The organism is Thalassospira tepidiphila MCCC 1A03514, assembly GCF_001662875.1.
Lineage (GTDB): Bacteria > Pseudomonadota > Alphaproteobacteria > Rhodospirillales > Thalassospiraceae > Thalassospira > Thalassospira tepidiphila.
The window spans coordinates 90,913-112,656 of sequence record NZ_JPVZ01000011.1 but is presented as its reverse complement, the minus strand read 5'-3'; the positions used below and the strand labels follow the sequence as shown (position 1 = coordinate 112,656).

Annotated in this window: 20 protein-coding genes; 11 read left to right on the top strand and 9 right to left on the bottom strand. The window is 55.2% G+C overall.

Going from position 1 to position 21,744, the window contains the following annotated elements; translation table 11 throughout:
• Positions 1-153: 153 nt before the first annotated feature.
• Positions 154-1,707, top strand: a complete 1,554-nt coding sequence (guaA, locus tag TH4_RS18480) for a glutamine-hydrolyzing GMP synthase (protein WP_008892165.1) — start codon at positions 154-156, stop codon at positions 1,705-1,707.
• A gap of 227 nt (positions 1,708-1,934) precedes the next feature.
• Here guaA and TH4_RS18475 read toward each other — a convergent pair whose 3' ends face one another.
• Positions 1,935-2,693: an SDR family NAD(P)-dependent oxidoreductase gene (locus tag TH4_RS18475; protein WP_064782307.1), complete on the bottom strand. Its 759-nt coding sequence runs from the start codon at positions 2,691-2,693 to the stop codon at positions 1,935-1,937.
• A 132-nt stretch (positions 2,694-2,825) separates the two neighbouring features.
• Positions 2,826-3,242, bottom strand: a complete 417-nt coding sequence (locus TH4_RS18470) for an MAPEG family protein (protein ID WP_064782290.1) — start codon at positions 3,240-3,242, stop codon at positions 2,826-2,828.
• 282 nt (positions 3,243-3,524) lie between these two features.
• Here TH4_RS18470 and TH4_RS18465 point away from each other — a divergent pair, with 282 nt between their 5' ends.
• Entirely contained in the window at positions 3,525-5,978 is a 2,454-nt protein-coding gene (locus TH4_RS18465; protein WP_197145376.1) for a GcvT family protein, read from the top strand.
• Between the two features lie 54 nt (positions 5,979-6,032).
• Here the strand turns inward: TH4_RS18465 and TH4_RS18460 are convergent, their stop codons facing one another.
• Positions 6,033-6,239, bottom strand: a complete 207-nt coding sequence (locus tag TH4_RS18460; protein ID WP_008892160.1) for a helix-turn-helix domain-containing protein — start codon at positions 6,237-6,239, stop codon at positions 6,033-6,035.
• A complete protein-coding gene (locus TH4_RS18455; RefSeq protein ID WP_064782289.1) occupies positions 6,239-6,793 on the bottom strand; it encodes a DUF2975 domain-containing protein in 555 nt (184 codons plus the stop codon). The genes TH4_RS18460 and TH4_RS18455 overlap by 1 nt, the downstream gene beginning before the upstream one ends.
• A gap of 177 nt (positions 6,794-6,970) precedes the next feature.
• Here TH4_RS18455 and TH4_RS18450 point away from each other — a divergent pair, with 177 nt between their 5' ends.
• From TH4_RS18450 to TH4_RS18440, 3 genes are all read left to right on the top strand, one after another.
• On the top strand, positions 6,971-7,405 hold the full coding sequence (locus TH4_RS18450; protein WP_064782288.1) for an ArsR/SmtB family transcription factor: 435 nt from the start codon (positions 6,971-6,973) through the stop codon (positions 7,403-7,405).
• A gap of 14 nt (positions 7,406-7,419) precedes the next feature.
• Positions 7,420-8,469: a sulfotransferase family protein gene (locus TH4_RS18445; RefSeq protein WP_157097799.1), complete on the top strand. Its 1,050-nt coding sequence runs from the start codon at positions 7,420-7,422 to the stop codon at positions 8,467-8,469.
• Positions 8,470-8,736: 267 nt separating this feature from the next.
• Positions 8,737-11,019, top strand: a complete 2,283-nt coding sequence (locus TH4_RS18440) for a heavy metal translocating P-type ATPase (RefSeq protein ID WP_245228001.1) — start codon at positions 8,737-8,739, stop codon at positions 11,017-11,019.
• Positions 11,020-11,100: 81 nt separating this feature from the next.
• On the opposite strand, the gene TH4_RS18435 is transcribed toward TH4_RS18440, so the two are convergent.
• Positions 11,101-12,012 (bottom strand): sugar kinase, encoded by a 912-nt coding sequence (locus tag TH4_RS18435; RefSeq protein WP_064782285.1) that lies wholly within the window; start codon positions 12,010-12,012, stop codon positions 11,101-11,103.
• A 21-nt stretch (positions 12,013-12,033) separates the two neighbouring features.
• Positions 12,034-13,080: a D-TA family PLP-dependent enzyme gene (locus tag TH4_RS18430; RefSeq protein WP_064782284.1), complete on the bottom strand. Its 1,047-nt coding sequence runs from the start codon at positions 13,078-13,080 to the stop codon at positions 12,034-12,036.
• A gap of 172 nt (positions 13,081-13,252) precedes the next feature.
• Between TH4_RS18430 and TH4_RS18425 the strand changes: the two genes are divergently transcribed.
• The 6 genes from TH4_RS18425 to TH4_RS18400 are packed head-to-tail and all read left to right on the top strand — an operon-like array spanning position 13,253 to position 17,443.
• Positions 13,253-14,101 (top strand): transporter substrate-binding protein, encoded by an 849-nt coding sequence (locus tag TH4_RS18425; RefSeq protein ID WP_064782283.1) that lies wholly within the window; start codon positions 13,253-13,255, stop codon positions 14,099-14,101.
• Positions 14,102-14,128: 27 nt separating this feature from the next.
• Positions 14,129-14,791: an amino acid ABC transporter permease gene (locus TH4_RS18420; protein ID WP_064782282.1), complete on the top strand. Its 663-nt coding sequence runs from the start codon at positions 14,129-14,131 to the stop codon at positions 14,789-14,791.
• Between the two features lie 11 nt (positions 14,792-14,802).
• Positions 14,803-15,462: an amino acid ABC transporter permease gene (locus TH4_RS18415; RefSeq protein ID WP_064782281.1), complete on the top strand. Its 660-nt coding sequence runs from the start codon at positions 14,803-14,805 to the stop codon at positions 15,460-15,462.
• Between the two features lie 10 nt (positions 15,463-15,472).
• Positions 15,473-16,237: an amino acid ABC transporter ATP-binding protein gene (locus tag TH4_RS18410; protein WP_064782280.1), complete on the top strand. Its 765-nt coding sequence runs from the start codon at positions 15,473-15,475 to the stop codon at positions 16,235-16,237.
• A gap of 19 nt (positions 16,238-16,256) precedes the next feature.
• Positions 16,257-16,643: a RidA family protein gene (locus tag TH4_RS18405; RefSeq protein WP_064782279.1), complete on the top strand. Its 387-nt coding sequence runs from the start codon at positions 16,257-16,259 to the stop codon at positions 16,641-16,643.
• Between the two features lie 41 nt (positions 16,644-16,684).
• The gene (locus TH4_RS18400; RefSeq protein ID WP_064782278.1) at positions 16,685-17,443 is read left to right on the top strand and encodes an IclR family transcriptional regulator; all 759 of its coding nucleotides are present in this window, start codon (positions 16,685-16,687) and stop codon (positions 17,441-17,443) included.
• Between the two features lie 457 nt (positions 17,444-17,900).
• Here TH4_RS18400 and TH4_RS18395 read toward each other — a convergent pair whose 3' ends face one another.
• From TH4_RS18395 to TH4_RS18385, 3 genes are all read right to left on the bottom strand, one after another.
• On the bottom strand, positions 17,901-19,040 hold the full coding sequence (locus TH4_RS18395; RefSeq protein ID WP_064782277.1) for a DUF1513 domain-containing protein: 1,140 nt from the start codon (positions 19,038-19,040) through the stop codon (positions 17,901-17,903).
• 24 nt (positions 19,041-19,064) lie between these two features.
• Positions 19,065-20,192, bottom strand: a complete 1,128-nt coding sequence (locus TH4_RS18390; protein ID WP_064782276.1) for an imelysin family protein — start codon at positions 20,190-20,192, stop codon at positions 19,065-19,067.
• Positions 20,193-20,260: 68 nt separating this feature from the next.
• Positions 20,261-21,724, bottom strand: coding sequence for a di-heme oxidoreductase family protein (locus TH4_RS18385; RefSeq protein ID WP_064782275.1), 1,464 nt, complete (start codon positions 21,722-21,724; stop codon positions 20,261-20,263).
• Positions 21,725-21,744 lie beyond the last annotated feature (20 nt).

The following is a 21,744-nucleotide window of genomic DNA, read 5'->3' as shown; positions in this document are numbered from 1 at the left end:
GCGCGCAAATCCGCCGCAATTGCACCGCGACACCCGTAACAACAAGACAAGTTTTTTGAATGCATCGTTTGGGAACCATCTGCGCCGGGTTGCCCATCACGATGGTTTGGCGTATGTACGGCGCAACCCAATCTTCGACGGAGATACGGCCCGATGACTGATCGCGTGCTGATTATTGATTTCGGATCCCAGGTCACCCAGCTTATTGCACGTCGCGTGCGCGAAAGCGGTGTCTATAGCGAGATCCATCCTTTTAACAACATCTCGGACGCGTTCCTGGATGAATATGCTCCCAAGGCCGTGATCCTTTCGGGTGGCCCGGCGTCTGTCCATTGGGACAAGGCCCCCTCGGCACCGGCAAAGGTGTTTGAGCTCGGCGTGCCGGTTCTGGGCATTTGCTATGGTCAGCAGACCATGGTCAATCAGTTGGGCGGCAAGGTGGCGACCTCTGATCATCGTGAATTCGGTCGTGCCTTTGTCGACGTGATTGAAGATTGCGATCTTTTCAAAGGTGTCTGGGCCGAGGGTGCCCGCGAACAGGTCTGGATGAGCCACGGCGACCGCGTTGATGCGCTGCCCGATGGTTTCCGCGTTGTTGGTAAATCCGAAGGCGCGCCGTTTGCCGCCATCGCCAATGACGACAAGAAATTCTATGCCGTGCAGTTCCACCCGGAAGTGGTGCACACTCCGCATGGTGCGCAGCTTCTCAAGAACTTCACCCATGGTGTTGCCGGGTGCTCTGGCGACTGGACCATGAATGCCTATAAAGACGATGCGATCGACAAGATCCGCAAACAGGTCGGCGATGGCAAGGTCATCTGTGGTCTGTCGGGTGGTGTTGACAGTTCCGTCACCGCGGTTCTGATCCACGAAGCGATTGGCGATCAGCTGACCTGCGTGTTTGTAGATCACGGCTTCATGCGTTCGGGCGAGGCCGATCAGGTCGTCACCCTGTTCCGCGATCACTACAACATTCCGCTTGTGCATGTTGATGCGTCCGACACCTTCATCGGTGCCATCGAAGGCGAAACCGACCCGGAAGTAAAACGCAAAACCATTGGCCGTCTGTTCATCGAAGTGTTCGAACAAGAAGCCAAGAAAATCGGTGGTGCAGACTTCCTGGCACAGGGAACGCTTTATCCCGACGTGATCGAAAGTGTGTCTTTTACCGGCGGTCCGTCGGTCACCATCAAGTCGCACCACAACGTTGGCGGTCTTCCGGAACGCATGAACATGAAGCTGGTCGAACCGCTTCGTGAACTGTTCAAGGACGAAGTCCGTGATTTGGGCCGCGAACTGGGCCTGCCTGACAGCTTTGTTGGCCGTCACCCGTTTCCCGGACCGGGCCTTGCCATCCGTATCCCGGGTCAGCCGATCACGCGTGAAAAGCTTGATGTGCTGCGCAAGGCGGACGCGATCTATCTCGAAGAAATCCGCAATGCCGGTTTGTATGATGCCATTTGGCAGGCATTCGCTGTGCTGCTACCGGTTCGTACCGTTGGCGTCATGGGCGATGGTCGTACTTACGATTATGCATGCGCCTTGCGTGCCGTGACCTCAACCGACGGCATGACCGCCGACTTCTTCCCGTTCCCGCCGGAACTGCTTGGCCGTATCGCCAACCGGATCATAAATGAAGTCAACGGCATTAACCGTGTGACCTATGACTTCACCTCGAAGCCACCCGGAACGATTGAATGGGAATAGGTTTTCCGATACCGGAACCAACAAACGGCGCGTCCACTGGGCGCGCCGTTTTGCATTTGAGCTAGTTCGAGCCCGGCCCCTCCGACCCGCAATCGCCTGAGGAGTTACACGCATTTGACAAAGCCTGCTGCACGCTGCGCTGCCAGTTAAATGTCAGGCATGACGACAGGGCCAATATGGCGGTCAATGCGATGATCAGGCGAAGCGGGCGCATGGGATCATTACCTTTACTCTCTGCGAAGGGCGGGTAGGCCAACGCCGGTTGTTTCGAACCCGCCATCGGCGGCAACGATCTGGCCGGTAACAAAGCTTGCCTTGTCGGAGCACAGGAAATGGATGACTTCGGCAATTTCGTTTTCTGTGCCATAGCGGCCCAGGGGCATCGCGTCGAGATAGGCCGAGATAATTTCTGGCGAATGCACGGCCATGGCGAGTTTGGTTTTGACCGGGCCGGGGCAGACGCAATTGGCGCGGATGCCATATTCCCCCAGTTCGGCGGCCTGTTGTTTGGTCATGTGAATGACCGCAGCTTTTGATGTGCCATAGGCGACACGAAGCGTTGATGCGCGAAGGCCGGAGATCGAGCCGATATTGACAATCGCGCCTCTGGTTTCCTTGAGTGCTGCTATGGTCGCCTGTGAGACAAGAAAGACACCATCAAGGTTGGTTTCCATGATGCGGCGCCAGGTCGCGAAGCTTGTTTCCTCGACCGGCAGGAAGTCGGCAACACCGGCATTGTTGACGACAGCATCTAAGCGACCAAAGGCCGAAAGCACGGCATCGACCATCTGGTCAACCTGTGCGGGGTCGGAGACGTCATATTCAAAGGCAGAAGCGACATCCGAAACGGTTTTTGACGCAGCGCTTAGTTCTGGTCCGTCGCGATCAATCATGGCGACTTTCCAGCCCTGATCGATAAATAGTTTGGTGGTAGCAAGTCCGATCCCGCGTGCGGCCCCGGTGACCAGTGCGACTTTCTGCGTCATGTAAAACGTCCTTTCCTGAACCATTCCCTGTTGCCGCTGCTTTGTGCGCGGCATTATTGGCGTTCATTAAGGCAAAACTCGCAGTGCCCGGCAAGCACACGATCAATCAAGGATGTAAATCATCGCTTAGACCTAGGCCAAAAACAGTTGGGACGCGTAAACCAGCATCGAAAACAGGCTGACGAAATAGGCAAGCGAGCGCACGCCATTGATCCCCGGAACGCGCGTGATGCCCGCAAGATAAAGCCCGCCATGTGCAATGCGCGCCGCGAGAAAAATGGTCGCACAGGCAACGGTCACACTATTGGACACACCGATGACATGTGCAGTCAGTACGATAATCGCAAAGGGAACAAGGTTTTCGAGATGGTTCTGATGGGCGCGTACCCCGCGTGCGGCCATGCCGGTCCGTTCGGGCAGGGCGTCGCGGTTGCCCATGAGGCGTTTGCCCCCAACACCGGGCTGCTTGGCGTAGGCATAATTATAGGCCCATGGGAAAGCCAGGCAGAGCAGCGCGTTGAGAACCAGAATGGTTAATTCGTAAGTCATTGGGAAACCGGATGTCTGATGGGACTATATGATCTACGTTCTATGGGCAGGCAATAGATCATTCATGGTGACCTTTAAGCCCTGAGTGGTAAACGATTTCGTGGTGCCAGATCGTATGATTTTATGGAGCCAAAGTACCTTTTGGCTCCATCTCCCCTTGTCGCCGTCAAGCTTGTTGTCTAGCGTCAGCACAACAATATGAGCATCCAGTTGTTGTAAGCAGGTATGCCACCATATCAGGAGACCGTCCCGGGAAGTTCAGTGCATTTCGAATAAGGGGCTATGGCGTTGGCAAACATTCAGGACAAGGCCCGTGTAGTCATTATCGGCGGTGGCGTGATTGGCTGTTCGGTCGCCTATCATCTGACCAAATTGGGCTGGAAAGATGTTGTCTTGCTCGAACGCAAGGAACTGACATCCGGCACGACATGGCATGCGGCGGGTCTGATTGCCCAGTTGCGCGCAACCGCCAACATGACCCGTCTTGCCAAGTACTCCCAGGAACTATACGGCACGCTTGAAGATGAAACCGGGGTCGCCACAGGTTTCAAGCGCGTTGGTGCCATCACCGTCGCCCTGACGGAGGATCGGAAGGAAGAATTGTTCCGCCAATCCGCGATGGCACGTGCCTTCGGGGTGGAGATCGAAGAAATCTCACCTGCCGAGATCGGGGAACGCTATCCGCATGTCAATCTGGATGGCGTGACAGCAGGCGTGTATTTGCCCAAGGATGGGCAGGGTGATCCGGGGAATATCGCGCTTTCGCTGGCGCGCGGTGCAACCAAACGTGGTGCGAAAATCCATAGCCGCACCAAAGTCACCGGTATGCGCAAACAGGGATCGCGTATTACAGCCGTTTCCTGGCAATCCGAGGATGGTGATCAAGGCGAAATTGCCTGCGATATGGTGGTCAACTGTGCGGGCATGTGGGCGCGCGATGTTGGCAAGATGGCCGGTGTGAATGTGCCGTTACATGCTTGTGAGCATTATTATATCGTCACCGATAGTGTGCCACAGCTGGGTGATTTGCCGGTTCTGCGCGTGCCTGATGAGTGCGCCTATTACAAGGAAGATGCCGGTAAGATCCTATTGGGAATGTTCGAGCCCAAGGCCAAGCCATGGGGCATGGAGGGCATTCCCGACAGCTTCGAGTTTGATGAGCTGCCACCCGATTTCGAGCATTTCGAACCGATCCTTGAAATGGCGATCAATCGCCTGCCACTTTTGGGCCAAACCGGTATTCATACCTTTTTCAATGGCCCGGAAAGCTTTACGCCCGATGACGCCTATCACCTTGGTCTGGCGCCTGGTATGGATAATGTTTGGGTCGCGGCCGGGTTCAATTCCATCGGTATTCAATCGGCCGGTGGGGCCGGGATGGCGTTGGCGCAATGGATGGAAGACGGCGAAAAGCCGTTCGATCTTGGCGATGTCGATATCGCACGCATGCAGCCATTTCAGGGCAACAAGACCTATCTGACGGAACGTGTTTCAGAAACATTGGGCTTGCTGTATGCCGATCATTATCCGTTCCGGCAAAAAGCAACATCACGCGGCATTCGTCGCTCGCCCCTGCATGAACATCTGGCGAGGAACGGCGCCGTGTTCGGTGAGCTCGCAGGCTGGGAGCGTGCAAACTGGTTCGCCAATGACGGTCAGAAACCGGAATATGAATATAGCTGGAAACGCCCCAACTGGTTTGACAATGCCAAGGCAGAGCATCTGGCAATCCGAACCGGTGTGGGCCTTTATGACATGTCGTCCTTTGGCAAAATCCGGGTTGAAGGCCCGGATGCGACGGCCTTCCTGAACCATGTCAGCGGTGGGGAGATGGACGTGCCGGTTGGCAAGATCGTCTATACCCAGTTCCTCAATGCGCGGGGCGGGATCGAGGCGGACGTAACCATTACACGCCTTTCGGAGCTTGCTTATCTGGTGGTGACACCGGCGGCAACGCGGCTGGCCGATGAGACATGGATGCGTCGCCATGTTGACGATCATATGGTTGTCATCACTGATGTCACGGCGGGTGAGGCGGTTCTGGCCGTTATGGGGCCGAAGTCGCGTGATCTGTTGGCTTCCGTATCGCCCAACGATTTCTCAAACGCGGCCAATCCGTTTGGCACGGCACAGGAAATCGAAATCGGCATGGGGATCGCGCGTGCCCATCGTGTTTCCTATGTCGGGGAACTGGGCTGGGAAATCTATGTCAGTACCGACATGGCTGCCCATGTGTTTGAAACGCTGCTAGCGGCTGGCGAAGGCCATGGCCTGAAATTATGTGGCTTGCATATGATGGATGGGTGCCGGATCGAAAAGGGCTTTCGTCACTTTGGTCATGACATCACCTGTGAGGATCATGTGCTTGAGGCCGGGCTTGGTTTTGCTGTTAAAACCGACAAGTCGGATTTCTTTGGCCGGGATGCCGTGCTTGCCAAGCGTGAAAGTGGTTTGACGCGTCGGATAGTGCAATTCCGCCTGAATGATCCGGAACCACTCTTGTTCCATAACGAACCGATCCTGCGCGATGGCAAGATCGTCGGTCATCTGACATCGGGGGCCTATGGCCATCATCTTGGTGCTGCTGTCGGGATGGGCTATATCGGATGCGCGGGTGAGACGTCCGGCGACATTCTGGCATCAAGTTACAGCATTGATGTCGCTGGAACAGTGGTTGGTGCTCAGGCGTCTCTACACCCGTTCTGCGACCCGTCCGGGGATCGGATGAAGTCGTAAAAGCGGGCGAAATGCCATGGTTCTCGTGCTCTGCTCGCTTGCATTGGCCGGTCACTAATCGGGTTGAAATTCCAAAAGGTCGCCGGGTTGACAATCAAGCTCCTTGCAAATGGCCGATAGCGTTTCAAACCGCACGCCTCGCACTTTGCCGGACTTCAAAAGCGACAGGTTCTGTTCGCTGATCCCGATCCGGGCGGCGAGATCCTTGGATTTCATCTTGCGCGTGGCCAGCATGACGTCCAGCCGAACGATAATGGCCATCAGACGAAGCTCCGGTTTTCGTCATCAATGCGGGCGGCTTCGCCCAGTACCCAGGCAATGACAATGATCAGCCCGCCCAGAAACAACGTGCTGGCCTCGGCATTGCTCAGCCCGATCGACAGAACCCGTTCACCCGCCGGACGATGAAAGGTCGCAAGGACCGAGGTGGCAGCACCGGTCAGCGGTTTGATCAGGGTTTGCGCCAGAAGGGCAATACCAAATGCCTTGAGATGCCTGATGGGTTCAGGCTGGAAAATGGCATTGTGTGCGAAGGCACCAAACATCTTGCGCAAGCGATACAGGCCATAGGCCAAAACAAGTGACGGGATCATCATCACCGCCATGGTGACGTATTTCTGCCAACCCGAGAGCGCGTGCAGATCGGCAAGGCTGACGGTCATTTGACTGGTGCTGGCTTCGACCCAGCCCGGCGCATACCAGACCAGTGGCACGACCAGGATCTGAAAAATGATGGCAATCGCACAGACCCAGTAAAGAAGAGTGCTGATGGTGCGCACATTCTTAAGCGTATCAGTGTGTTGGGTGGAGGACATCTGTGGGGCTCCTGAATAGGGGAATTCGGAATCAAGTTATAAAATTCATGTAAAACATGAATAATTTATCGAAATGAGTCAATCCGGTTTGTTTCTGGCCTGCCGAGAGCGACGGCGATTTAGGCGAATTTTTATGTGTCGCTTGCCTTGTGCGGGCAGGCGTGGAAAATAGTCCCCATGTCAGAAAGCAAAACCAAACCCCGCACGCCCGTTCCCGCAACTGATCCTGATGATTGCCAGGAATGTGATGCAGCTGCCCGACTTGGTCTGAGCACGGAACAGGGCGAGGCCGTCACACGCGACGCATCGCGGGCCGTTGGCGCGGATTTGGCTTTGCCTGATGTCGAGGCGGCAGCGAAAATCTTTTCCCTATTGGGGGATGCCGGGCGGCTTCAGCTTGTCCTGCGCTGCATGGAAAAGCCCCAGACTGTTTCGGAGTTGGCTGCGGCAACGAATATGTCGCAATCGCTTTGCAGTCATCATTTGCGACATTTGCGCGACCAACGTATTCTCGCGTCCGAGCGTAGAGGGCGACATATCCTTTATCAGATTGATGATGATCATATTTCGCGGGTAGTACGCGATACCTTTGCCCATGTCACACATGATTGAGGATGCTATGACTCTTGTCTCGCGCCACCTCAAAACAAGCATGCAGGAAAATTATGAGCCAAAGTCAATTGACGTTGCCTGTTTTCGTTGGTGGTAGCGGTAGAAGTGGTACCTCGCTCATGGGGGATTTAGTCGGGTCGCATCCCGCATTTAATCTGCCTGTCCACGAGAACAAGCTCATTGTCGAACGTGCGGGATTGCGCGATCTTATACGTGACCTGTCTGGCATACCCGATTTGATGAGGCGTCATTTCGCAATCCTGCATTTTTACGCGCGGGCCCAAAAGCTTCGTAATCTGGCTTTTCGCGACGTAGCGTTAAACCAGCAGGTGCAAAACCGTATGAACGAGCATGGTGCATCATTTCATCAGGCGTTTGAGTATGTGCAACGACAAAATCCTCAGGCAAGTGGGTCCGTCCATGCGATAGCGCAGGGCTTTGGGATTAACAACTATGACAAGTGCGTGAACGAGCTCGTCAAAAAACTGGCTGTGCATATCGATCAGAACGGGATTGTTGATACAGATGGACTACTGAAACCGTTTTTTGTGACGAAGCAGTTTGAGCGAGCAGAATTGTTGGATATTGCACGGGGCTTCCTGTGCGATCTTTACGGCACTATATCGCAACTGCGCTGGGTCGATGATACGCCATCGAACTCTCTGGCGGTAGATTTCCTTGCCGAACTGTTCCCGGAAATGCGGTTTGTCAACATGATCCGGTCACCGGCCGATACGATCAGCTCCTATGTAAAGCAAGTCTGGTTCCCAAATGATGTCAAATTAGCTGAGCAGTATATCTGTTCCAACTTGCTGGCAGCTGAAAAGCTGATGGAGGCTTTGCCTGAGCATTTGACCTTGACGGTGCGGATGGAGGATTTGGTGGAGCAACCAGAAAAAACTCTGGAAACGCTTGCCGAATTTCTCAATGTTTCCAATGAATTCAATTCGCAGCTTGTCAAGAGTGATGCCGCGCATATCGGGCGCTCTGAGAGTGATCGTGATATACAGGCCGCAATATCCGAAGACCTGAAGGCATGGATGGCACGCCACGACTATGCCTGACGACCTCAATATATGATGTTTGGAAACAAGAACATTCAAATTCCTGTTTGAATGTTCTTGACAGAGACAACCCTGCAAAATACGTTTACCTTAACATATGAATAGAAATTTGATTGTTTGGGATTGTGGATGTCTTTCATCGCGAAATGGGCGGATATGCCGACGGTAGGTTCCTGTGCTCAATGCCGGGAAGCGTTAGTCAATGCTCTTGCTAAGGCAATACCACATCAAAGTTTTTCCGATGACGGTCAAGGCATTTCTACCCCGATGCCACTCGAAGGAGATGATGCCTCCATCTTTCAGGAAATCCTCAAGAACCATGAAACGGACATTGTTCATTACCAATGGCATGTCACTGGCATGGATTGTGGGTCATGTGTTGCCAAGATCGAAACCGCCCTTGGCAAGTTTGAGGGGGTTTCATGCATCGATGTATCGATGATGCGCGAAACCGTGACGCTTGGCATTGATGCTGCCCACGATGAAACCCGTTCAGACATCACCAAAACCCTAAATAAGCTCGGATATCCGGCGCAGGAAAAGAACGCCCCGGGGGCTGCAAAGGCAAGCGGATCGTCTTGCTGTGCTGGCAACAGTTGCGGCTCGAGTACCGCCAATGACGGGGCATCGAATTCCGCAGATGACGCGCAAAATGCATCCAAACAGAGCCTTCTGCGTCGTTTCGCGCCATGGTCCTCGGAAAATGATGAAATCGCCTTTGCCGCCATTTGCCTTGCACTCGGCGGGCTGATTGGTGCGATCTTGCCGGTGACGTTGCCTTATGCCATGTCGGTGGCATCGCTGTTGGCAGCGCTGCCCGTGATGAAAAAGGCGGCGCGGTTGGCGCAAAGCGGTGCGATCTTTTCGATCGAGCTTCTGATGTCGGTTGCCGTCATCGGGGCGGTCGCGATTGGTGAAAGCCTTGAGGCCGGGATGGTGGTCTTGCTGTTTGCGATTGGCGAGCGACTTGAAGGTGTGGCTGCCGGACGGGCCAGAAGCGGGGTAAAGGCGCTGATGAAGCTTGCCCCGGAACAGGCACGGCGTGTTGCCGGTGTGGGTTTTGAGACCGTGACGCCGCGTGATCTGGTTATTGACGACATCATCGAAGTCCGCCCGGGCGAACGAGTTCCATCCGATGGCGTGATCGAAAGTGGTGTGGCCGAGATTGACAATAGCCACCTGACGGGTGAGTCGGTCCCGGTCTATAGCGACGCCGGCACAGATGTTTTTGCCGGTGCGATTGTTACCGACAGTCCGGTCCGCATTCGTGTGACCCGTGCGGCGGGCCAAACCATGCTGGACCGCGTGATTGAGCTGGTCGAGCAAAGCGAAAAGCACAAGGCACCTGTCGAACGCTTTGTTGCCAAGTTTGCCCGCATCTATACCCCGATCATCATGGGCCTCGCACTCGCCACGGTCGTGATCCCGCCGCTGTTGTTTGGGCAGGCATGGGAAGAATGGATTTATCGCGGTCTGGCCCTGCTTCTGATTGGCTGCCCTTGTGCGCTGGTGATCTCCACCCCGGCGGCGGTCACCTCGGCGCTGGCACGCGCGACCAGGATCGGTCTTCTGGTCAAGGGTGGGGCTGCGCTGGAGCTGATCGGCGCTGTGCGCACCATGGCGTTTGACAAGACCGGCACGCTGACCGAAGGCAAGCCGAAACTAAGCGCAATCAAAACAGCCGATGGCTATGGCGAGAATGGTATTCTGACGATTGCCGCAGCCCTTGAGGCCGTCACATCGCACCCGCTTGCGCGTGCTGTCGTCACGGCTGCTGAAAACCGCAATCTTGATCTGCCTGTGGTTGAACAGGCCAGAACCATCGCAGGTGCCGGTGTCCAAGGACGCATTGACGGGGCGCTGTATCAGGTGGGTGCGGCCAAACGTCTGAACGGTATGCCGGATGGCGAGATGGGCGATTGGCTGACCGCGCAAGAGGATGAAGGCAGTACTGCCGTCGTGATCCTGAAAGACGGGCAGGTGATCGGTGCCCTGGCCCTGCGCGATGTGGCGCGCAGTGACGCGAAGAACGCGCTTGGCGAACTTAACAGGCTTAACATCACGCCTGTGATGTTAACAGGCGATGCGGATCGGGTCGCCAAACGCATGGCCGCAGAGCTTGGCATGGAGTATCGCGCCGAACTGATGCCCGAAGACAAATTGAATGCCTTGGCAGAATTGCGGGATGATCCGAAACGGTCAGGTCCGGTGGCGATGGTCGGTGACGGCGTCAACGATGCCCCGGCACTGAAATCCGCCGACGTTGGTATCGCGATTGGCGGGGGCACGGATATCGCCCTTGAGGCCGCCGATGCGGTGGCGGTCAAGGACCGGCTGGGTGATGTGGTTAATCTGGTGAAGCTGTCGCGTGCGGCACGCCGGGTGATCCGTGAAAACATCACGATTGCATTGGGGCTTAAGGCGGTCTTTCTGGTGACATCCATCACCGGGCTAACTGGCCTCTGGCTTGCCGTACTGGCCGACACCGGGGCGACGGTTCTGGTGACAATTAATTCGCTGAGATTGTTGATCGCCTTGCGCAAGGCATAGAACAGGGTGAACATCGGCCATAATGAACAAAGCCCGGCGTAATGCCGGGCTTTGTGCTGTGATAGTGGTTTAGTCCGGCACTTAAAGGTCTGTCATCACCTCGGCTGGAATGATTGCTCCGCGATGGGTGATGACCTTGCTGGCAAGCTTGTGTCCGGCAAGTGTTGCTGTCACGCCGTCCTGTCCCTTGAGCAAGCCTGCCATGAAGCCTGCGTTAAAGCTGTCACCGGCGGCCGTCGTATCAATCGGGGTGACCGGTTCCGGGATCGGAATATGATGAGTTTCCCCACCTTCATAAAGCAGGCAACCTTGCTCCCCCTGTTTGACGACAATCAGGGCAGGGCTCAGCTTGGCAATCCGGCTTACGGTGTCTTGCGCCGTTTTATCACCCCAAAGAAGCTGTTCGTCATCGAATGTCGGCATCATAACATCGGCAAGGGCGGTGATGCGGGCGTATGTCTCGCGCGCCTGTTCTTCCTTGCCAGACCAAAGCTTGGGCCGGAAATTGCCATCAAAGGCGATCTTGCCACCCTGGTCTTTGTGTGCCTGAAGTGTCTGGAACAGAAGCGTGGTGTCGTCTTCCAGCACGTGCAAGCTGATCCCGGAAAGATACAGCCACGGCGCATCTTCAAGCGCCTTTAGGTAGGCCGGGCTTGCCAGCGAAATCGTTTGGCGTGCGGCCGACTGATTGCGCCAGTAGTGGAAAAATCGTTCGCCGTCCGCCCGGTTGGTGATGGAATAAAGTCCGGTATTTGCCTGATCCGTGCTGATCAGGAACGCATCACTGACGTGGTTGTCTTTCAGCACAGACCGGATCTGCTCACCAAACGGGTCTTCGCCGACCGCAGAGGCAAAGGCGCACTTGATCCCAAGGCGACCAAGATAGACCGCAGTATTAAACGTATCACCGCCAACCTTGACGCTGGCGTTTCCTGTCGGGTCGAACGAAATCTCGCCCATGGCCTCGCCAATGCAAATGACATCAACAGACATCACAAAACTCCCTGATGCGGATTAGCGCAGCATGCCGCGTGCGGCGACCGGCATTTCCATCATTTCGCCGTTCTGATCCTTGATCCAGACGGTTGGAAACAGGTTGGTCACGACGCAGATGTGATTGGGGATAATCGAAATCACGTCACCAACTGCCGGATCCCAATCGCTATCACCAAGTTCAATGATGCCGTGTTCTTCGGACAGGCCGACAATTGACGCATCCGGTGCCTCTCGAACCATCCCAAAGCCCTCCAGGCCCAGCAGGTCGGAACTCAGCGCCTTTGATCCGGCATCGATGATGGCGCGGGTTTTCGTCGGGCGGGAAACTACGGTGGTCTTAACAACTGCGGCACAGTTTTCAACGCCACATGCACCGCGCGCAATCAGGGAGCGGTCATTGTAAATGTAGGTCCCGGCGCGGTGTTCAGTTGCGTGATTGAATGCGGGCAGGGCGTCCAGATTTGGCGTGCCGCCGGTCGAAACAACCGGGCAGGGGAGCCCTGCGTCCTCGAGACGTTGTTTGGCATCACTCAGCCATTTGTCGACGTTTTCTGCATGATCCATTGGCGGATAGGTCATCAGGCCGCCAAATCGAAGTCCGGGCAACTCATTGATCCTTGATGCCAATTCGGCAGCATCAGTCGGGCTTTGCACGCCACACCGTCCTGCACCGGTGTCGCATTCCACAAGCACGGTCAACTCGTTTTCTTCATCCGCAAAGCGCGCCGATAAACCCTTTGCGACGGTCAGATTGTCACAGGTGACCGACAGCGTGCATTTGCGCGCCAGTGCCGCCAGTCGATCAAGTTTGGCATCCCCGATGACGTTGTAGGTCAGCAATATGTCGCGGAGTCCGCCCTCAACCATAACCTCGGCCTCGCCAATCTTCTGGCAGGTGATGCCGATTGCCCCGGCCTCAATCTGTCGTTTGGCAAAAAACGGCAGTTTGTGCGTCTTGATATGCGGGCGTGTCTTCAGACCCGCCGTATCGGCAAGATTTTGGAAACGCGCAATGTTTTCGTCAACGACGGGGAGGTCAATCACAAGGCAGGGGGTGTCGAGCATGCTGGTTCCTGATTGGTTTGAGGTTGGCGCTCTCAGCTTTTTGCAAAACGAAATTGACATATCTTGAACGCCGCTGCTAGGGTAAATCCGAAGTAACGGGATATGTTCCGTTATAACGGAAAAACAAAAAACGATCCAAGAATGTGTGGCTCATTTGAAACTGGAGACAAAAATGGCATTTCTTAAAACTCTGGCGGTCGCAACTGTCATGACCGCCACGGCGGCTTCGGCACTCGGCACTGCATCCGCTCAGGAAACAAGCAAACTTCAGCAGGTCCTTGATCGCGGCTATCTGGTCCTTGGAACCGGATCGACCAACCCGCCGTGGCACTTTGTTGATTCAGACAACAAGCTCAAAGGTTTTGACGTTGATATGGGCCGCCTTGTGGCCAAGGCCCTGTTTGGCGACCCGGACAAGATCGAGTATGTCCAGCAGTCGGGCGACGCACGTATTCCGAACCTCGTCACCGACAAGGTCGATATGGCCTGCCAGTTCATGACGGTCACGGCCGAGCGTGCCCAGCAGATCGAATTCACCATTCCCTACTATCGCGAAGGTGTTGGTCTGTTGCTGATGGCAAACGGCGACTACGCCGATTATGACGCGCTGAAAGAAGGTGGTGATGATGTCACCGTCGCTGTTCTGCAGAACGTCTATGCCGAAGAAATGGTACACGCTGCCCTGCCGGAAGCCGAAGTTGATCAGTATGACAGCGTTGATCTGATGTATCAGGCGCTTAATTCCGGTCGTGCTGAAGCCGCCGCAACCGATCAGTCTGCGCTTCGCTGGTTCATGGTTCAGAACCCGGATCGTTATACGGATGCTGGCTATGCCTGGAATCCGCAAAGCTATTCGTGCGGTGTAAAGCCGGGCGATCAGCGTTGGTTGAACTTCGTCAATACCGTCCTGCATGAAGGCATGACCGGTGTTGAATTCCCGTTCTACGCTGAAAGCTTCAAAACCTGGTTTGGTGAAGAGCTCGAAACGCCGAAAATCGGCTTCCCTGTCGAGTACAAGTAATCAACGCAAGCATTCGGGAATTCCGCTTTGAATTACGATTTCAACTTTGACGTCATCTGGCGTAACTGGGATCTCCTCGCAGAGGGGCTTGGGCTGGGTCTGTTTCTGGCCATCGTCTCGATTGCGATTGGATGCGGGATCGGCCTTCTGGCGGCGTTCGGGATGCTTTCGCGCCACAGAACCTTGCGCTGGATCGCGGTGGCTTATGTCTCCGCGATCCGCAATACCCCGATCCTTGTTCTTATTCTGTTTTGCTATTTCGCGCTTCCGCAACTGGGTATCGCGTTGGACAAAATATCGTCCTTTGTCTTTACGCTTTCGATCTATGCCGGGGCCTATTTGGCCGAAGTATTCCGGTCCGGTCTGGTTGCGTTGCCCAAGGGACTGCGCGAAGCTGGCCTTGCGATTGGTCTGACGGAATTCAAGATCAAGACCAACATCATCATTCCGGTGATGTTTCGAAATGTCCTGCCGTCACTTTCAAACAACTTCATTTCGCTGTTCAAGGACACTTCCCTTGCCGCCGCCATTGCGGTGCCGGAGCTGACCTTTTATGCGCGCAAGATCAATGTCGAGAGCTTCCGTGTGATTGAAACATGGATGGTCGCGTCAATGATCTATGTGGTTGCCTGTTATGTGATTGCGGCTCTGCTGCGCCGTCTTGAACTGCGCCTTGCAGTTCCACGCTAAAGGGGTATCAGATGAATTTCTCTCTTTTCCTGACAGAATTGTGGAACGCGCGGCTAAGCCTGCTTTCGGGACTGGGTGACACAATCCTGATTTCGGTTGCCTCGGTTATACTGGGATCAGTCCTTGGTGTGTTCGTTGGTTTGGCGATGACATATGGCGCGAAGTGGCTTCGCTTTGTTGTCCGGCTGTATATCGACTTTCTGCGCGGAACGCCGGTCTTTGTTCTGATTTTGGCCTGCTTCTACATCCTTTCGGTTGTCGGTCTTGACCTGACGGCGTTTCAGGCCGGTGTTTTGGCACTGACGCTGTTTTGTTCATCCCATGTTGGTGAAATCGTCCGCGGGGCTTTGTCCGCTATTCCGCAAGGCCAGACCGAAGCTGCCAAATCGGTCGGTCTTACATTTGGGCAAACCTTTGTTTATGTGCTGCTGCCCCAGGCTTTGCGCCAGATCCTGCCAACCTGGGTCAATACCGCGACCGAGATCGTCAAGGCATCGACGCTACTTTCGATCATTGGCGTGGTGGAGCTTCTGCTTGCGACACAGCAGGTCATCTCGCGCACCTATCTCAGCCTTGAGTTCTATCTCTTTGCGGGCTTTGTCTATTTCCTTTTGAACTTCGTGATCGAGCAGGCTGGTCGTGCCGTCGAACGCCGCATTTCGATCCCATAAAGAGGCAATCATGTCCCCAATTTTGACTATTTCCGGCCTTCATAAAAGCTTTGGCAAGGTCGAAGTGCTTAAGGGCATCGACCTGACCATGCAGCAGGGCGATGTGGTTTCGCTGATCGGATCGTCCGGTTCGGGCAAGACCACGCTTCTGCGCTGTGTGAACCTTCTGGAAGATTTTGAGCAGGGCTCAATTGAACTGGCAGGTCAGTCTATCGGCTATAAACAGGAGGGCGGACAGCGTCGCCGGCTGTCGGAACGTGAAATTGCCCGTCAACGTGCCATGACCGGCATGGCTTTTCAGCAGTTCAATCTTTTCCCGCATATGACGGCTATTCGCAACGTCATGCTTGGTTTGATCAAGACCAAGAAAATGCCCAAGGACGAAGCACGGGCGATTGCCGAAAAATGGCTTGAGCGCGTCGGTATGGGCCAGCGTCGTGATCACTATCCCGGCCAGCTTTCCGGTGGCCAGCAACAGCGCGTAGCTATCGCGCGTGCCATCGCGATGAACCCGCAAATCATGCTGTTTGACGAAGTGACTTCCGCACTTGATCCGGAACTGGTGGCCGAGGTGCTGGCAGTTGTTCGTGATCTGGCGAATGAGGGCATGACCATGTTGCTGGTGACGCACGAGATGCGGTTTGCGCGCGATGTTTCAAGCAAGGTCGTGTTCATGCATCAGGGGCGTATCCACGAAGAAGGCGCCCCCGAACAAATTTTCGGTGCGCCGAAAACTGAACGTTTGCAGGGTTTCCTTGCAAATTCTGAATTTTAAGAACCAGGAGATATTTTTTATGAGCATTAAAAGACACGGTGTGGGCGAAGGTAAGGGCAACGGTCAGAAGGCATTGCCATTCGCCAAGGCCACCGAAGCCGATGGCTGGCTTTATGTGTCCGGTCAGACCCCGATGCGTGATGGTGAAGTTGTCGGTAACGGCATTGTCGAACAGTCCCGGATCGCGATTGAGAATATGCTCAAAATCGTTGAAGATGCCGGTTACACTGCGGCTGACATCATGCGTATTGGTGTCTGGCTTGATGACGCGCGTGATTTCTGGTCGTTCAATGGCGTGTTCGAGGAATATTTCAGCGAAAATCCCCCGGCACGTGCCTGCGTGCAGTCCTCGATGGTTGTTGACTGCAAAGTAGAGGTCGACTGCATCGCCTTTCGTAAGGCATAACAGTCTGCAATTATTGCGCTAAGACGTTAAATGAGGGGTTTATGACGGAACAGCAGATACGAAAGCGCGCGCGCGGCATTGATCGTGCGTTCGATATTCTGGACCATCTGCGCGATGTCAGAACCTCTCAGCGTCCTGCCGAAATCGCCCAGGCTTTGGGCGCGCCAACCTCGACGGTTTACGATCTGATTGGCACGCTGATCGATCATGGCATGCTCGAAGTCACCGATGCCAATGGCTCGGTCTTTCTGGGTCGGCGGGTTTATTTCCTGGGTCTTGCTTATCGTGATTATTTCGATCTGACTCGGCAGGCGGCCGGCGTGCTTGATGAAATCACCGCAAGCACCAAGGAAACTTCCCAGTTTTGTATGCTTGATGGCAACAAATACACCGTCGCCCTGCAACGCGAAGGCAGCCGCCCGTTTCGCATTTCTGCTGATGTTGGGGAACGGACTGCCATTCCGTGGACGGCGTCTGGCCGGCTTTTGCTGGGGCACCTGAGTGATCAGGAAATCCGCGATCTGATCCCGGCTGAGGACTTTATCCTGCCCGACGGGCGTCAAATGGATATTGATGCCTATATCGCCGAAATCCGCCGTGCGCATGACGAACGCTTTTTCTCGTTCGACAGCATTGTGGATACCTTCACCCATTGCTTTGCCGCACCGGTTTATAATCAAAGCGGTATCTGTTCGGCGACACTGTGTATCGTCGCCCCCAAGGACGACGCACGTAAGAACTATGATCTCTATAAAAACGTGCTTCAGACAGCGGGCGACAAGCTTTCCAAAACCGTCTGATCCAATAGGGCACCGGTCAATAAACACATCACCCGGATCAATCGTCCGGGTGTTTTTGTTTTTGCGTCTTGGTGTTGTCGCGGAACTTTGCCCGAAAAGAGAAAGCGGCGGCTATCGTTTCCCGCATCGATAACCACCGCTTTTCCACCTTGAGAGGCCTATGGGGAGAGAGGACCCATAGGTCTGAGAGACAAGCCGCTTGGGGACAAGTGCGAATGGGTTTCATTCGCGGGCTGTGTCGAGACCCGTTATAGGTAAGAAAAAACACCGACGCAAGTGAAAATCGTTCTCATTTGAGAAAAACTTTTGGCTGATGCCTTTCTGATATAAATATCCCGACAAAAACAGTTGGTTAAGCGGGGTGTTTATGCTCGGATTTCCGCGATATTCAGATGTTGGAAATAGAAAAACCCGCAGTGTTTGTGCGGGTTTTGAATGGTTTTATCGTCGGGTTGGTTCAGGCAATAATCCGGCGTAAATGATTGTCCCAGTGCTGCGATTTCAAGGAATCGTCGGGCAGTTCGACCCGTTTGCGACGAATCGCATCCATTCGCCAGCCATTGCCAAGGCCACTAGTGCCAACAAACTCACCGGCCCGATCCGTTGCGGCAAGTCCGCAGCCATCCGGGGCGGCGATATGGGTCAGGAAGTCATTGGTTTGCGCATCCCAGAAGGTCACAAGCCCGCCACGCGGACAGGAAATGCCAAACACCTGGCCCGACGCATCAAATCGCACTGACCCGCAATATTGCCGCATGCGGTACTGAACCGTATCCGGGGCCTCAATCGGGCGGATGTCTGATCCCGGTTGCCAGATCCCGACAAGGGGCACCTGATTGGTCAGATCGCCCTGATACTGAAAGCCTGCGGCAATCGTGCCGTTGGCGGACACATCAAGATGGCGGATCGAAAGTTTGTGCCAGTCATGCTTCAGCGCTGCCTGGTGAACAAGCTTGCCAGTGCGCCGATCAATGATCGACAGGTTGGGTTGCATCGAGCTGATATTAAGCGGTGTGCGCCCGTCCCGATCGGGATGGGTGTGCAATCCGCCATTGGCAATCACCAGATGTTCGCCATCCGGCATCAGATGCAATTCATGCGGACCGGTACCAAAGCTGTCAAACTCCGCCACCCGGCGATATCCATCCTCGGCATCCCACACGGAAACAACCCCGCGGGCATGATCAAAGTCGTTTTCGGTGATGTAAAGATAACGGCCATCATTGGAATAGATCGCATGGCCATAAAACCGACGGTCTTCCGGGCAATGCAGTTTGGCGCGCACATCCCCGGTATGGCGATCCAGGATCAGGCCATAAAGCCCCGGACGGCGTTCGACGGCTGCGACATCAACATGGTCGGGACGCAGGCCGATATCATGGCCACGGCCGGGCAGGGGCTGCTCAAACAGGATTTTGCCCGAAGCATTAAACGCGCTGACATAATAATCGCCATCATCCCCGGCGCTGGCCGAGATATAAACCGCGCGGTCTTCGGGGTTGGGCGTGGTTGCCGCACGGGCAAGGCCCACTGGTAACAGGGTGAAAGCCCCGCCAACACCCATGAGTTTCAGGAAGCTGCGACGTTGATATGCCATCTTTGATCTCCTGCCGTCTGGGCCCTAGTCACCATCGAGCGCGTTAAAGCCGCCACCAAGCTGGGTATTGCCGCCGACATCGTTTTCAACAAGCGTGGTAAGGAAATCAATCTGCCCCTTAAGGTCTGTCAGTGCGGCATAACCATCGGGCTGTTCCAGCACCTCGGCAACAGAGGGCGGCAGCTCTGCCACTGTGTCGCCAACAGTCTGCCAGTTAAGCTTGAACGACCGATCCAGCAGGCTGTTATCAATCAGGGCGGCAAGGCCTTTGCCTTCTTCGTCGACATCCCCCCATGTGCCGTCATAGATGGCAAACAGACCAATCAGGTTATGTTCGATATTACGAAGCGATCGTTCCGAGATCGGGCTTTCCGCGCGGCCTGCACTGGCGTCCTCCTCGCCATCGCCAAGCGGACGGGCAAGCTTCTGGCTTGAGATGATCAAAAGCCCTTCATGCAGGGCACGATACAGATCGGTCGCAGCAAACTTGGCAGTGGGATAATCCATGCTGTCCGGTCCGGCATTTTCCATTGCCGTGGCAAATTCCGGCCATTCGGCCTGCAATTCGCCCGAAAGCGTACCAAGGTTGGTGGCAATTGCCGTGCCGTACTGGCACAGGAACACGCCATCTTCATTGGCAGCAATCATCTGATCGCCATGATCATCGGCAAACAGGACTTCTTCCAACGCCGGGAAACCCTGAAGCGCTGCACTGGCGCCAGAAAGTTTTTCGGGATCGGTATAGGCGGCCGGTTTATCAAACATCAGCTTGCGGAACTGACGCGCCGCCGTACCATGTTTGTCTGGCCAGTATTCGATATGCTGATCACGCCCATTGGCAACCAGCGGCCCCATGCGCCAGGGCTGAATTTCCTGCCAGATATCCATCGCCGCGTGAAAGGCCGCTTGGGTGCCTTCAAGTCCGCTCTTATCCGGATCTGAGCAGAAATCCTTGAACTCGCTGGTCAGATTTTCCGTTGCCGCGTGGAAGTCATCAAGCTTGGGTGGCATCACGGTGCCCAGCAAGTGCGCCAGAACCGGTTGATAGTTTTCATCGGGAATATCGGCACGGGCACCGGGGCTGATCACACCAACAGCAAGAACGGTGGTGGTCGAAAGCAACAAGGTGCGCCAGCTCGGTTTGCAGAACATATGACTTATCCCGATATTCACGTGATTTGGTATCTGGTTTGGTATTCGGTCTTGCGACATATACCGCGTCACAATGACTTTAGAAATGCCAACAATTGACTGCGCTCCGATGGTGGCAGCTTTGTGACTGCATCGCGGGCGTTTTCGGCCTCGCCCCCATGCCACAGGATCGCTTCAAGAATGGTTCTCGCCCGGCCGTCATGCAGGAAGCGGGCACGTGGATCAATCTCTTGCGCGCGGCCAATCCCCCAAAGCGGGGGCGTGCGCCATTCACTGCCCGATGCTTGCGCCTCTGGCCGATGATCTGCAAGGCCGTCGCCCATGTCATGAAGCAACAAGTCCGTATAGGGCCAGATGATCTGCCCGGACTGTTCGGGCATGTCGGCACGTTCGGGTAACGCGTAACGCGGCGTGTGGCAGGATGCACAGCCGATTGCGTCAAAGATCTTTTCGCCCGCCAAAACGTCCGCATCATTGGCATTCGGGCGGGCTGGCGGGGCGATGTTGCGCGCGTAATACAGCACCAGATCGGTCATCACCGAATGGACTTCCAGCCCCTCGAATTCTTCGTCATTGCCATCGGGCGCATTGATGCAATCTGTTTGCGCAGCCGTGCAATCGCCGCTGGCATTTGGATAAAGCGGGGTGGAAAGGCCGATATCAAACTGGAACGCATTCTGGTTTTGCTGATCAAGGGTCGGCATCCCGGCCTTCCAGCCAAACCGGCCAATCGCCATTTCTGATTTGGCAATGTCCCAGACCTGATTAAGCCGCCCGGATATGCCGTCGCCGTCTTCATCCTGCGGATCGCTGGCCGCGATCAAGGTGCTGTCAGGAATGGCTTCCAGCAGCCCAAGCCCGATCATCGGCGGGGCAAGGCGCGGGGACACCATGATATCGGGATGCAGCGGCCCATAGGCCAGATCGGTCATTTCATACGTTGGGTTGCGCAAGGTAACCGTCTCACCCCCGGCCAAGAGAACGTCGGTTGTTGTATAGGTCACCTTGACCCGTCCTTCGGCCTGAATGCCGGGGATCGAGAAATCCTGAAACTGGCCGCCGTAAACCGGGTCGGGAAGGGTGGCCAGCTTGCCATCCAGATGTTCGCGGAGTTGCGCGGCGGTTTTCGGCGGGATGGACAGGCGCAGCAACATCGACGTTGCCCCGGCCTCGTTATCATTTTCATCAACCGGATGACCGCGCCCATTGCGGATATGGCATCCGCTGCAGGCGCGTGAATTAAACAGTGGACCCAATCCGTCTGCCGCCTTGGTGCGGGTCGGGGCGGTGACCCATAATCTTTGAAAAAGGGCTTCCCCCAGCTTGAAATCAAGCCGCTTTTCAAAGCTCATGTTGGCTGACTGGTGCATGAAGGCATTGCGCCCCTTTGCCCCGGTCGAGCTTGTGTCACCGCCTGGCAGGGCTGGGTTGCCGGACGCTTCTGCATGAAGCGCGACAGGTGTCATGGCAAAGCCAATTGCGGCCATCCAGAACAGGCGTGAAAACATAGAAGTACGTGCGGGACGGTTCATGGAAGTCTTCTAGTTCGGGG